Source organism: Rhizobium sp. 57MFTsu3.2, assembly GCF_012932765.1.
Classification (GTDB): Bacteria; Pseudomonadota; Alphaproteobacteria; order Rhizobiales; family Rhizobiaceae; genus Rhizobium; species Rhizobium altiplani.
Map to the genome: position 1 here is coordinate 59935 of NZ_JDWI01000016.1, position 12507 is coordinate 72441.

Annotated in this window: 16 protein-coding genes and 1 tRNA gene; 7 read left to right on the forward strand and 10 right to left on the reverse strand. The window is 61.7% G+C overall.

The window, feature by feature from the left end; genetic code table 11:
• Positions 1-72 precede the first annotated feature (72 nt).
• Positions 73-147, forward strand: a tRNA-Val gene (locus AF71_RS17660).
• A gap of 126 nt (positions 148-273) precedes the next feature.
• Here AF71_RS17660 and AF71_RS17665 read toward each other — a convergent pair.
• On the reverse strand, positions 274-594 hold the full coding sequence (locus tag AF71_RS17665) for a hypothetical protein (protein ID WP_018856621.1): 321 nt from the start codon (positions 592-594) through the stop codon (positions 274-276).
• Positions 595-739: 145 nt separating this feature from the next.
• On the reverse strand, positions 740-961 hold the full coding sequence (locus tag AF71_RS17670) for a hypothetical protein (RefSeq protein WP_018856620.1): 222 nt from the start codon (positions 959-961) through the stop codon (positions 740-742).
• 245 nt (positions 962-1206) lie between these two features.
• Between AF71_RS17670 and AF71_RS17675 the strand changes: the two genes are divergently transcribed.
• Positions 1207-1686: a hypothetical protein gene (locus AF71_RS17675; protein WP_018856619.1), complete on the forward strand. Its 480-nt coding sequence runs from the start codon at positions 1207-1209 to the stop codon at positions 1684-1686.
• A 24-nt stretch (positions 1687-1710) separates the two neighbouring features.
• On the opposite strand, the gene AF71_RS17680 is transcribed toward AF71_RS17675, so the two are convergent.
• From AF71_RS17680 to AF71_RS17690, 3 genes are all read right to left on the reverse strand, one after another.
• Positions 1711-2409: a hypothetical protein gene (locus AF71_RS17680; RefSeq protein ID WP_018856618.1), complete on the reverse strand. Its 699-nt coding sequence runs from the start codon at positions 2407-2409 to the stop codon at positions 1711-1713.
• Positions 2410-2545: 136 nt separating this feature from the next.
• Entirely contained in the window at positions 2546-2731 is a 186-nt protein-coding gene (locus AF71_RS17685; protein WP_018856617.1) for a hypothetical protein, read from the reverse strand.
• A gap of 47 nt (positions 2732-2778) precedes the next feature.
• A complete protein-coding gene (locus AF71_RS17690; protein ID WP_018856616.1) occupies positions 2779-3024 on the reverse strand; it encodes a hypothetical protein in 246 nt (81 codons plus the stop codon).
• Positions 3025-3380: 356 nt separating this feature from the next.
• On the opposite strand from AF71_RS17690, the gene AF71_RS17695 reads away from it, so the two are divergent.
• A complete protein-coding gene (locus AF71_RS17695; protein ID WP_018856615.1) occupies positions 3381-4472 on the forward strand; it encodes a DUF475 domain-containing protein in 1092 nt (363 codons plus the stop codon).
• 125 nt (positions 4473-4597) lie between these two features.
• Here the strand turns inward: AF71_RS17695 and AF71_RS17700 are convergent, their stop codons facing one another.
• Positions 4598-4765 (reverse strand): hypothetical protein, encoded by a 168-nt coding sequence (locus AF71_RS17700; RefSeq protein WP_018856614.1) that lies wholly within the window; start codon positions 4763-4765, stop codon positions 4598-4600.
• 86 nt (positions 4766-4851) lie between these two features.
• Here AF71_RS17700 and AF71_RS17705 point away from each other — a divergent pair, with 86 nt between their 5' ends.
• Entirely contained in the window at positions 4852-5451 is a 600-nt protein-coding gene (locus tag AF71_RS17705; protein ID WP_245267938.1) for a GNAT family N-acetyltransferase, read from the forward strand.
• A 175-nt stretch (positions 5452-5626) separates the two neighbouring features.
• Here the strand turns inward: AF71_RS17705 and AF71_RS17710 are convergent, their stop codons facing one another.
• Genes AF71_RS17710 through AF71_RS17720 form a run of 3 tightly spaced genes read right to left on the reverse strand, consistent with a single transcriptional unit; the run spans position 5627 to position 8588 of the window.
• Positions 5627-7144: a tripartite tricarboxylate transporter permease gene (locus tag AF71_RS17710; RefSeq protein ID WP_018856613.1), complete on the reverse strand. Its 1518-nt coding sequence runs from the start codon at positions 7142-7144 to the stop codon at positions 5627-5629.
• A gap of 11 nt (positions 7145-7155) precedes the next feature.
• Positions 7156-7647: a tripartite tricarboxylate transporter TctB family protein gene (locus AF71_RS17715; RefSeq protein WP_018856612.1), complete on the reverse strand. Its 492-nt coding sequence runs from the start codon at positions 7645-7647 to the stop codon at positions 7156-7158.
• The gene (locus AF71_RS17720) at positions 7644-8588 is read right to left on the reverse strand and encodes a tripartite tricarboxylate transporter substrate binding protein (RefSeq protein WP_025658942.1); all 945 of its coding nucleotides are present in this window, start codon (positions 8586-8588) and stop codon (positions 7644-7646) included. Before AF71_RS17720 ends, AF71_RS17715 begins: the two co-directional genes overlap by 4 nt.
• Positions 8589-8903: 315 nt before the next feature.
• Here AF71_RS17720 and AF71_RS17725 point away from each other — a divergent pair, with 315 nt between their 5' ends.
• Positions 8904-9092, forward strand: a complete 189-nt coding sequence (locus AF71_RS17725) for a hypothetical protein (RefSeq protein ID WP_018856610.1) — start codon at positions 8904-8906, stop codon at positions 9090-9092.
• 15 nt (positions 9093-9107) lie between these two features.
• Here the strand turns inward: AF71_RS17725 and AF71_RS17730 are convergent, their stop codons facing one another.
• On the reverse strand, positions 9108-10175 hold the full coding sequence (locus AF71_RS17730) for an ABC transporter substrate-binding protein (RefSeq protein WP_192241587.1): 1068 nt from the start codon (positions 10173-10175) through the stop codon (positions 9108-9110).
• A 170-nt stretch (positions 10176-10345) separates the two neighbouring features.
• Here AF71_RS17730 and AF71_RS17735 point away from each other — a divergent pair, with 170 nt between their 5' ends.
• On the forward strand, positions 10346-11023 hold the full coding sequence (locus AF71_RS17735; RefSeq protein ID WP_018856608.1) for a response regulator transcription factor: 678 nt from the start codon (positions 10346-10348) through the stop codon (positions 11021-11023).
• Positions 11020-12402, forward strand: a complete 1383-nt coding sequence (locus AF71_RS17740) for a sensor histidine kinase (protein WP_018856607.1) — start codon at positions 11020-11022, stop codon at positions 12400-12402. The genes AF71_RS17735 and AF71_RS17740 overlap by 4 nt, the downstream gene beginning before the upstream one ends.
• Positions 12403-12507: the final 105 nt, after the last annotated feature.

The window sequence follows — 12507 nt, forward strand, 5'->3', positions numbered from 1 at the left end:
AAGCATGTCACAAAACCGAAAAAAGCCTATTGACGGCAAAAAGGGTTTGTGGTCTATGCGCCGCCATCGGATGGGCGTGTAGCTCAGCGGGAGAGCACTACGTTGACATCGTAGGGGTCACAAGTTCGATCCTTGTCACGCCCACCATTCGAATTCAAAGGCTTAGCGCGAAACCGCTAAGCCTTTTTCGTTTCTGGGCCAGCCCAAACATTGATTGCACGCAGCCGACGCGCGGCAAGAGACGGATGGCCGTCTTCGCCTTTGCGTCGGCACCTACGGGTTATTGTAAAAGGACCCACTGTCGTAAGTGCAGGCGTAGTCGAGCGCGCATTGCTTGCCGGTCTTATCCCGGAAATTCGCGGTGGTGCGCGCGTAGCCCAAGCCGCATTTGGCGGGCGGATAGCGAAAGCTGCTGCCGCCGAAACCGGAACGGACGAAAACCTTCTTGTTCTGGCGGATGATCTGGGAAATCTGGCTGCACGTGTAAGCGCGGGCATCGACGTTCAGTGCTCCGGCAGACCATGCCGCGGACGGAAGCATCAACGCAGCGGCCAAGACCCCCGCACCGAAAGCCTTATTGAATGGCGTGCCCATCTCGCCCTGCCCGTAAGTGTGATCGAAGCTTGAATATACTCGTTTTCGGCGAAGCAACAAAACGGCGCTCCATTCCTTGCCAATGCGGAACGCCCGCCAAGGGGCGGGCGCTTCGTTCGGCTTTCGTGCACAACAGCAGCCCATGCTACATGCAGGCAGACGCGGACTTCATTGCCGCCTCGGCAAGCGCCCTCGTCTTGTGCGCGCCGCCGATAGCCATGGCGGTCTTGCCATCAGGACGCTTCGACACGACGCTGCATTTACTGTTGTTCGGAGAATGTTCTACGTAGTAGTGGCTGCTTGCGGCCAGCGCCGGTGCGACGCCGAAGGCCAGGATAGTTACGCTCAGAGCGATTTTCCTGATCATCGCATTCCTCCATCTTGAATCGGCCGGCAGTCTCGCTGCCAGACCAAAGCGTAGCTATCGCGCCCGATGAATTTGACGAAGCGGCATTTCATCGCATGCTCTCATGTCCGGACCAACGACCGCGCAGGAAGGCAGTCGATTGCCAAGTCCACAGGCCAAGCCTATCGACCAATTTCGAACACAGAAGAATGGCAAGCCGCTGCCGACATACTGCACCGCCGACATAAGCACTACGAGGTATAGAGATGAGACTGGCAACTTTGGCCGCCGCTTCGCTGCTCGCCGCAACACTGACAACCGCAGCGGACGCAGCCCCGCAGAACTTCCCCGGCGCTCCGGGGGCACTGACGCTCACCGGCAAATGCGCCAAGCTCGTCGTCGGCAAGGTCGACGCGACGAAGGGCTGCGAAGGCGAACTCGCGAGCGTGACGCTCGTAAATGGACAGGTCACCTTCATCTTCACCTCGGGCGGCAAGATGCTGGGCTTCCAGGGTGACGGCACGGCCATCAAGCCTGCTGCCAACGGCAATGCCCGAATGCCGCTCAACCTGGTGGTCACGGGCGTCGGCCAGAAGATGACAGGTCAGGTCAAAGTTGCCGGCACCTGCACGATGGGTAACCCCTACGGCGGCAAGCCGGTCGCCATCGAATGCTCGGCCGAGAGCAAGGACACCGCCTTTACCGGCAGCTTTCGCACCAACGGCAAGGCGCCGAAGCAGAAGTAGGCCGGCATACGCCGCGGGCTCGCCTCAGGCGCACCACGCGCCATTTGCGCCGGGTTTGCGGGCCAATCCCTCGTTGATCATCTGCGCGCCGATCGACCGACCATCGCGAGACACGACATGCGGGACGCCGCCCTTGCCAGGCTGCCCTGCCGGGTTCATCGCGAAGGATCCGGAGTTCAGGATATTCAGGAGCCGCAGCTTCGCGGCGAAGCCTAGCCGCTTCTCGTTGTCGCAACGGGCCGTCTCAATGCCGGGGCTCACGACGTCGGCAATGGCGATCTTCTCGCCCTTGTACCAGAACGTGCCTCCATCGGCGACGCAGTTGATGTGCTCGCCCTGGCCGCAATAGCCGAAGGCGGCCTTGCCGGTCTGCGCCTGCGCAGGGGAGAGGGAAACTGGCACCGCTTTTTCAAGGACGACAGGTGCCTTGGCCGGAATGGGCACGGCTGCAGGCGGCACCATGCGGGACACTGGCGCGATTGAAGCGGTCTGCCTCGGGCTCGGATCGCGTGCAGGTTCGCTTCGCGCGACCGGCGCTGCCCGAGAGACGATCGAGGCTGGCGCATGCGTGGCCAGCATCGGCTTCACGCTCTTCCAATTGTCGTAAGTCGCAATGCCCCCAACGGCGATGACGCCGATGATTGTCCAGGGGAGAGCGCTTCCGCCTCCCCTTGCCTTCGATCGTGCCGATGATTTGCGGCGGCGTGTCGCAGTCTTTGCCATCTATCCGATTCCCGTGAACACACGGATTATCGCCGGGCAATCCTTTCCGAAAGGTTGGCGACCACGTCATTTTGGTACAGACGTGATGATCCAACGCTCCTGCGAACGGGCGCGCAGTCGCAAAAGTACAAGATATCTAGAGCCGGGCGCCCGGGAACGTGGAGTCCGGCCTTGAGTGCGTCGGCGGGCTCCAACGAGACCTCAGTGAATTCGTGATCTCGATTCTTTCCAGATCGATCTGGATATCAGCGGCCGCGCGAAGCGCCTGCCATTCGATCTCGTGCTTCAGGCAAATGTCGTGCGGCACCAAAGTCGTCTTCATCTTTCCTCACCGGTTGTCGATAATACAGGGCAGCAGGCGTCGATAGGTCAGCGGATCGGCCTTGCGATCGTGGAATCCTCCTCGGCAGCAGGCTTCGGCCCGCCTTTCGAAAGATCGCCGCCGGTGCAGTGAGCGGGGATATGGACGTCATCGAAAACGCCATGCGGCAGCGTCAGGTCGACGTGATGCGGCGGCAGCACTTGTGCCTTTTGCATTCGGTTGGGGCGCGCACGCTTCATGCGGTCCGATTTTTCCGTGCGCGTGTCGGGAGTGTGGGTCGAGGGGTGCATCATCGGCCTCCTTTTTATTGCGCATGCCACTGGTGAACGAAGGACTAACGACCTCGGCGCCGAATAGTTCCGAGGAAAAGAACAAACCGCATCGCGCCGCCTTGACTGGCGTGGCAAGTTCACTACCTTCGACTTATCCCGAGGCCTCGGACATCGGCCGACGGGTCAACCTGGTGCCGGGCCCCTCTGGCGAGAGTTTTTACGGCGCTCTCGTGATGTCGGTACCGCCTGCAGCTTAAGCCGGCGGATTTTTCATTGATGAAAAAGCTCACCATGCCTCACGCGCATGCCCTTTGTGGTATGTCGCTTTTTTCCCGCACATCCTTGTTCGACAACCTTCGTGGCTGCGAGGTGCGGCCATGACCAACGGTTCCCCGCAAAAATCGACGCTCAGCTATTTCCGCTGGGCCTTCATCGTCACCTTCCTCGGCCTCGTCCTGGGCGCAGCCCTCGGCTGGCAGACGACGGGCACGATCGGCGGCATGGCGACCGTCTTCTTCATCTGCACGGTGCTCGCCGTGCTGGAGATTTCGCTCTCCTTCGACAACGCCATCGTCAATGCCAACAAGCTCAAGGAGATGACACCGGTCTGGCAGCATCGCTTCCTCACCTGGGGCATCGTCATCGCCGTCTTCGGCATGCGTATCGTCTTCCCGCTCGCAATCGTCGCGATCGCCGCCCAAATCGGCCCGTGGGAAGCTCTGGTGCTCGCTGCCCGCGACCCTGCGGAATACGCCCGCATCATGAACGACGCACACCTGCCGATCGCAGCCTTCGGCGGCACCTTCCTGATGATGGTTGGTCTCAACTACTTCTTCAATCATGAGAAGGACGTCCACTGGATATCAGGGCTTGAAAAGCTCATGGCCCGCTCGGCCACGATCAAGGGCATCGAGATTGCCTTCGTGCTGGCGCTGGTCCTGGTGTTCTCGTCGTTCCTCGGAGAAGAAGAGGCCACAACCTTCGTGCATTGCGCCATCTATGGTCTTCTGACCTTCCTGGCGGTCGAGGTGATCGGCGGCCTGCTCGATGCGTCGCAGCAGACGATGAGCGCCGCCGCCAAAGGCGGTCTCGGTGCCTTCATCTATCTCGAAGTGCTCGACGCCAGCTTCTCCTTCGACGGCGTCATCGGCGCCTTCGCGCTGACGCAGAACCTCTTCGTTATTGCGATTGGCCTCGGCATCGGCGCCATGTATGTGCGTTCGATGACAATCATGCTCGTCGAAAAGGGCACGCTCGCGGAGTACCGCTATCTCGAGCACGGCGCCTTCTACGCAATCCTGATCCTCTCGGTGATCATGTATGTGCAGACGATGTACCATATTCCCGAGGTCATTACCGGCCTTGGTGGTGCCGCCCTGATCGGCATCTCACTCTGGTCTTCCATCCGCCACAACAAGAAGGAACAGGCGGAAGAGCGCGCTGAGGCGCATAAGGAACTGCACGCCTGAGCTTGCAAGCCGCATTCACCGATGCGGCTTCATCAGAACAAAAATAAAGCCCGCGACCATCCGGTTGCGGGCTGTTTCGTATCCGGCGATCAGAGACCGCCAGCCGCGCCTAAGGCGCAGATAAGCTAGTGGTTGATTCTGCCGAACATGCTCGGGTCGATGCCGAGTTCGCGCAGATCGCGCGCCTTCGGGCGGCGGCCAGCTTCGATGGTGGCGCTCACAGCATTCGCAGCACCGATCATCGCAAAGGCGCGACCAAGGAAACCATCGCGAATGGACTTACGGAAGGACATTTTCTCTCTCGCTTTGCTTTATGATTGACCACTCATACATGTGAACGGAAGCGCGTCTTCACAAGCGACAGAAATTCAGCCCTGCCATGCAAGAACAAGCGATCGAGCGCAAAACGCGCCATGTGGTTGAGAACACGCGACAAAATGAATGGAGGCATCAAATTGACAGGCTCGTTCACAATCAGACGCGCGCGCCCATCGGACGCCGAAGCGCTTTGCGAATTTGCGGCCAGCAGTTTCGGGCGACCTACCGCAGCGACACGCCCGCATCGGATCTTGAGTCCTACATCCAGGCGAATTTCAGCGCCGAACAGCAGAATGCGGAGATTGGCGACCCCTCAGCCGCTGTTTTCCTCGCCATGCTTGATAATCGCGTCATCGGATATGCTCACCTCATGCTGGATACAGTCGACAGACGATCGGCCTTCCTCAATCGAATTTATGTCCACACCGATTGGAGGGGACGCGGATTGGCTATGGCCCTCCTCAAAACGGTGCTGCACGACGCGCATCAACGTGGCGCAACTCGCCTGGAGCTGACCGTCTACCAGCGAAACGCACGAGCCATTGCGTTTTATGAGAGGGCCGGCTTTGTCGTGACGGGCAATACGATCTTCGCGGTCGGTCAGGATTTGCAGAGCGACCTGGTGATGGAAATGAAGTTGGCCGAGCGGCCTAACAGCTGAACGGCGCGGCCAGCACACGTGACTGCCGAACAGCAGAAACTCCGCATTGGATGCGCCGCAGAAGCACCCGTGCCGTCCGCAGCAACCACCAATAACACCTTATCGTCACCAGACGAAAAGGCCGGCGATGTTTCCATCGCCGGCCGCAGTTGTGGGGTTCGGGCAGTCTTTTTCTTTAGTCCTCGTTCGCCGCAAGCTGCGACAGAACCTCGCCGCGTCCACGCAGGCGCAGGATCAGCGGGATGATGAAGGCGGCCGCAGCAACGATGAGCAGGCCGGCCGCAATCGGCGACATCACCAGAGTCGTCACGTCGCCCTGACTGATCGCAAGCGCGCGGCGCAACTGTTGCTCGGCCAGCGGGCCAAGGATGAGGCCGACAACAGCAGGCGCGATCGGATAGCCGAAGAGCCGCATGATGTAGCCGAGGATGCCGAAGGCGAGCAGCATGCCCAGTTCGAAGACCGATGGGTTGGCGCCGATCGTGCCGAGTGTCGCAAACAGCAGGATGCCGGCATAAAGCCACGGCTTCGGGATCGTCAGCAGGCGCACCCAGAGGCCGATCAGCGGGAGGTTGAGCACAAGCAGCATCGCGTTGGCGATCAGCAGGCTGGCGATCAGGCCCCAGACGATCTGCGGGTTGTTCGCAAACAGCAGCGGGCCGGGCTGCAGGCCGTATTGCTGGAAGCCGGCGAGCATGATCGCGGCCGTCGCCGTCGTCGGCAGGCCGAGCGTCAACAGCGGCACCAGGGTCCCTGCCGCCGACGCATTGTTCGCGGCCTCCGGACCAGCCACGCCTTCGATCGCGCCGTGACCGAACTCCTCGGGGTTCTTCGCCAAGCGCTTTTCCGTGGCATAGGAAAGGAAGGTCCCGATCTCGGCACCGCCGGCAGGCATCGCGCCGATCGGGAAGCCAATCAGCGTGCCGCGCAGCCACGCCTTCCAGGAGCGGCCCCAGTCCTGCGCCGTCATCCACAGCGAGCCTTTGACCGCCTCGACCTTCTCCTCGATGCTGTTGCCCTGGGCGGCGATATAGAGTGTCTCGCCGATCGCAAACATCGCGACCGCAAGCGTCGTCACCTCGACGCCATCGAGCAGATCGGGGACGCCGAAGGAAAGACGCGCCTGTCCCGTCTGCTGGTCGATGCCGACCATGGCAAGGGCAAAGCCGATGAACAGCGATGTAAGCCCGCGCAGCGCCGAATCCCCGAAGGCCGACGAGACGGTCACGAAGGCGAGTACCATCAGCGCAAAATATTCACGCGGCCCGAAAATCAGGGCCAGCTTGACGATGTAGGGAGCGATGAAGGCAAGGCCGAGCGTCGCGATCAGGCCGGCGACAAACGAACCAATCGCCGCTGTCGCGAGCGCCGGCCCGCCGCGGCCCGCGCGGGCCATCTTGTTGCCCTCAAGGGCCGTAACGATCGAGGCGCTTTCGCCAGGCGTATTGAGAAGAATCGACGTCGTCGAGCCGCCATACATGCCGCCATAATAGATGCCGGCAAACATGATCAGCGAGCCAGCCGGATCGAGCTTGTAGGTAACAGGAAGAAGAAGGGCGACGGTCAGGGCCGGGCCAATCCCCGGCAGCACGCCGACCGCGGTGCCGAGCGTCACGCCGACGAGCGCATAGAGCAGGTTCATCGGCTGCATGGCGACCAGGATGCCCTGGAAGAGGAATTCGAAGGTGCTCATCGCATCCAATCCTAGAAGAAGATGTGTTCGAACGGCCCGGCCGGCAGGGTCAACTGCAAGAGCTTTGCGAAGATCACCCAGACGACGAAGCTGAAAGCGATGCCCGCAGGGATCGAGATCCAGAGCTTGCGGCGTCCGAAGCCGGCAGCCGTAAAGGCAAAGAGAAGGCCGGTTGCGATCGAAAAGCCTGCCGTCTTGAGAAGCAGCATCTGCGCGGCAAGGCCGGCGACGACCCAAACTACAGGCGCGATTTCCTGATGCTCGCGCTCGGGAAACTCGCCACGCCAGGCTTCGAAGATGGTCCAGATGCCGAGGCCGATCAGGCCGAAGGCGACCACCTTGGGCGCAGTTGCCGGACCGATGCGGTCATACTGAGCGATGGCGCGCATATGCGAGGCATCCCAAAGCATGACGGCAGCGACGACGAAAAGACAGATGGCAATGACCAGCGCCGCCCAGTCAGGGCGGCGCTTCGTTGCCAAGGGTTCGTTACCCCTGCTCATTGAACAAGTCCGATCTCTTTAAGGATGCCTTCGGTAGCCGAAACGTCCTTGTCGAGCTGCGCCTTGAAGGCGTCGCCGGCGAGGTAGGTATCAGCCCAGCCCTTGCTCTTCAGGATTTCCTGCCAGCCGGCGGACTTCGAGAGCTTATCGAAATCAGCGGTGATTGCAGCCGTCTGCTCGGCCGAAAGACCAGGGGCGGCGGCAACCATGCGCCAGTTCTCGACAGCGACATCGAGGCCCGATTCCTTCAGCGTCGGCGCGTCGACACCCTCGATGCGCTTGTCGCTGGAGACAGCCAGGAGCCGGAGCTGACCAGCCTTCACCTGCGATTCGAATTCGCCGTAGCCGGAAATGCCCGCGGTCACCTGTCCGCCGAGGATAGCGGCCAGCGCTTCACCGCCGCCGGAGAAGGCGACGTAGTTGATCTTCGTCGGATCGACGCCGGCAGCCTTGGCAATCAGTCCGACCGCGATGTGGTCGGTACCGCCTGCCGAGCCGCCACCCCAGGAAACCGAACCCGGATCCTGCTTCAGCTTGGCAACGAGATCGGCCATCGTCTTGATGTCGGACGCAGCCGGGACAACGATCGCCTCATACTCGCCGGTAAGGCGGGCAATCGGCGTGACGTCCTTCAGCGTGACCGGCGACTTGTTGGTCAGGATAGCGCCGACCATGACATAGCCGCCGACGATCAGTGCGTTCGGGTTGCCGTTGTTCTGGCCGGTGAACTGCGCGAGACCGATGGTGCCGCCGGCGCCCGGAACGTTTTGTACCTGAACGTTGCCTGAGATGCCTTCCTTCTGCATCACGGTCTGCAGCGAGCGGGCCGTCTGGTCCCAGCCACCGCCGGGAGCGGCCGGCGCCATGATGGTGTAGTCCGCCGCATAGGCCGGCAGGGCGACCGCAGCCGCGAAAATGGTTGCAAGAAGAGTATGCTTCACGAGTGTGTCCTCCGTGGGCGCGGCTGAGAAACCGCGCGTTGTTCTCGATGGAATCGGGAAGGACACCGCAGACGGACTCCAAGGTCCGATATGGCTGGCAAGCTCCTCCCGAAACTTCACCTCTCCGCCTCCACGGAGCTGAAGTTCTGCAAAGCGGACCACAACAAGCTGTCATTTAGCTGACATCGATCAACTATCCACCCCGCGATGACACTTTTTTGCCGCAATTACCCTGGGCGAAAACAGACGCAAAATGCCACCATCCGTGGAACCTGGAGGCGGTTTGTGCGTTATGGCGCTCAGGAGGATTGCCCCATGAGTTCTCACATCGATAACAAGCAGATCGAAAATGAGGGCTTACGCCAGGTGTGGAGTGTGCACGATTTTGCACGCCGGCACCGGTTGGACGAGCAGGAGGAGAAACGTCTTCGCTCGCTCTTTGGGTCATACGCGACGAAGCAGGAACTGCTGGCCAACGCCCAGCGGCCCTGCATCTTCCGCTAATCATCCACGGCGATTTTACTGCGTCCGCAGAACTTCGTTCCAGTGCGCGATCAATCGCGCGCGCTTCACCTGGTCCAGATAAACCATCAAGCCCGGGCTGACAGGCACCGGCCGCAACTGCGCGCCCAAGAGCTCCTGCATCGTGTTGGCGGTATTCTCGCCGGCGACCTCCGGGCTGACAGCGGGAATCTGCAACTCCCGCGCCATGATCGTCTGGCCCTCCTTCGACATGAAGAAGGATAGATAGCGCCGTCCGAGTTCCGGTTCGCCCGCCGCCTGCGGCACCAGGCCGATGCGCGACATCACGACCGTATAGTCTTTCGGCAGCACGATCCCGACATCGGGATGACGCTTGGCCCAATCGGCGGCGTAGGACCCGAGGATGTTGTAGCCGAGCACGAAGCGGCCGTCCGATACGCGCTCCAGGATGGCCGAACTGGTGGAGTATAATTTGACGCCGGCCGCCCCCATGGCGCCGATAACGGACCATATGTCACCGAACTGTTCCTGGTCGCGTGCCATGAACAGGAAGCCGACGCCGGAGCGCTCGATATCATAGGTGCCGATCCGCCCATGGATCGCGTCACCCTTGCGCTTGAGGTAATCGACGAATTCCGCCCGCGAACTCGGCGGCGGCTCCGTCGCGAAGCTCGGCTTGTGGTAGACGAACACCGCCGGCTCGAAGGTCAGCGCGTAGGCGGTATTGCGCCAGTTGGCCCATTTCGGCCAGCGCGCGCTCATCGGCAGGTTGCTCACCTGCGCATAGCCGTCGTTGGAGAGCTTGACCTGCAGATCCATGGCCGAGGAGAAGGCGAAGTCCGCAGTGCGTTGGCCGGCATCCGTCTCCCGCACGATGCGGTCATAAATTTCCCCGGTCAGCATATCCTCGTACCTGACCGCCACGTCCAGATTGGCTTCCTGGAACCCATGGATCATCGGCTGCGCCAGTGGCTCGTCGAGCGATGAATAGACAACCAGCGTCGGGGCCTCGGCATTGCCGGAACGCGCCGGGTAGAACACCTCGTCCGCAGTGGCTAAGCCGGGACAGAGCAACAGGCACGCAAGTAAAGAAAGTCTCCTCATGAGAGGACAATGCACCAGCAACCGGGATCCGGCAAGCGAGCCGCATCCACCCGCAGCGCCCCGAAGGCGGCTGGTACGACCGCAGCAGCAGCACACTCACCAGACACAAAAAATGGCTATGACATCTTCGCCGCCACCCTGTATCCTCTTCAAAAATCAAGGGAACATCCGTGCGCATTCTATTGGTGGAGGACAATATCGCGCTGGCCGACGGGCTTTCGGCCATCCTGCGAGGCACCGGCCATGCCGTCGACGTCGTGCATGATGGTGCCTCCGCCAACGCTGTCACGGCGGCCGAGAATTTCGATCTCGTCGTGCTCGACCTGAACCTGCCGGAAATGGATGGCCTCGAGGTGCTGCGCGCCATGCGCGCCAGACAGAACCAGTCGGCAGTGCTGATCCTGACGGCGCGCGGCACGCCGGAAGAGCGCGTCAAGGGTCTCGATCTTGGTGCCGACGACTACCTTATCAAGCCCTTTGATATCTCCGAATTCGAGGCCCGCGTCCGCGTGCTCCTGCGCCGCCAGGCGGGTCTGCATTCGGCGACTGTCAGTTTCGGCGGCCTTTCACTCGATCTAAATTCACGCGCCTTCTCCGCCGGCTCGACGCCGCTCGACATTCCCGCCCGCGAACTCGGCCTGCTGGAAATCCTCTTCATGCGCGCCGGCAAGGTTGTCGCCAAGGAAGCGATCATTCAGTCGCTGACCGCCTTCGACGACGACATCTCGGCCAATGCCATCGAGCAATATGTCAGCCGCCTCAGGAAGCGCCTGTCGCCCTATGGGCTGACGGTGAGGACTGCGCGCGGCATTGGCTACTATCTCGACAAACTGCCAGAGGCCTCATGACAACGGCCTATTCGCTCCGACGAAGGCTCCTGTTCTGGCTGCTGATCTCGACCGCCATCATCGGCATGGTCGCGCTCGCGGACACTTATCGCGAAGCGGTGCAGACCTCCAACATCGTTTCGGACCGCGTGCTGGCCGGCTCGGCACTCGCCATCGCCGAACGCGTGGTCGTGGCGGAAGACGGCACTCTCGAGGTCGACATCCCCTATGTGGCCCTTGAGATGCTGACATCGGCCGCGCAGGACCGTGTCTTCTATCGCGTCGACGGACCGCCCGGAAAATTCATCACCGGCTATCAGGCGCTTCCGGTCCTCGCCGAAACCGTAGGCGACACGGCAGGCTTTGCCGATGATACCTTCCGCGGCGAACCGATCCGTGTCGCAACCCTCAAGCGGTCAGCCTCAACAGGCATTCGCTCCGTCCCCTTCGCCGTGACCGTTGCCGAAACCACGATCGCCCGCCGTCAGCTCGCCCGCGCCATCCTCTTCCGCTCGGCGCTGCGTCTCTCCCTTATGATCGCCGGCGCCGCCGTCATCGTCTGGATCTCGGTCACGGTCGCGCTCCGTCCGCTGTACAAGCTGCGCGATGCGATCGGCGAACGCAGTCCCGACGACCTGCACCCGATCGAACAGGCAGTACCAAGCGAGGTCCAGCCGCTCGTCGATACCGTCAACGGCTTCATGGTCCGCTTGCAATCGGCGCTCGATGCACTTCGTAACTTCACCGGCAACGCCAGCCACCAGCTGCGCACGCCGCTTGCGATCATCCGCACGCAGCTCGCCCTCTCCGCTCGCGCGAGCACATTGGCCGAAGCGCAGGGCTCCGCCCTGAAAGGCGATCAGGCCGTCGCCCATGCCGAACGCATCCTCGCGCAATTACTGCTGATGGCGAAAATCGACGCTGCAACGGCGAAGGAGGCGCTGACCGCATCGTCGATCGACCTGACAGCCATTGCCCAGGACATCACCGGAGAACTTATCCCGACCGCCGCCGAGGCCGGCATCGACCTCGGCTTCGAAGGCGACCGCCCTGCCCTCGTCCGTGCCGAGCCGCTGCTGATCGGCGAACTCTTGCGCAACCTTGCCGGAAACGCCATCGCCTATGCCGGCAAGGGCGCTGAGGTGACCGTTCGGATATCCGAGACCGACGATGCCGTCCGCCTCGAAGTCGAGGACAACGGCCCCGGCATTCCCGCAGAGACGCTCGCGGCCGTCCGGCAGCGCTTCTCGCGCGGCAGCAACTCCGGCGCGCCGGGCGCCGGGCTTGGCCTGCCGATCGTCGAGGAAATCGCCGGCCTCTTCAACGCATCGCTGACGCTGGAGCCCGGCGCACATGGCAGGGGTCTCACGGCCTCCGTGACGTTTGCGAAGGCGACGTAAAGGCTTAGCCGGCTCGGCCTTACCGCCTTGCATTCTTTCGCTGCATTGCACACACTACCCTTCGGGAACAGCAAATGCCGTACAACGATACGGCAGCGGATAAGG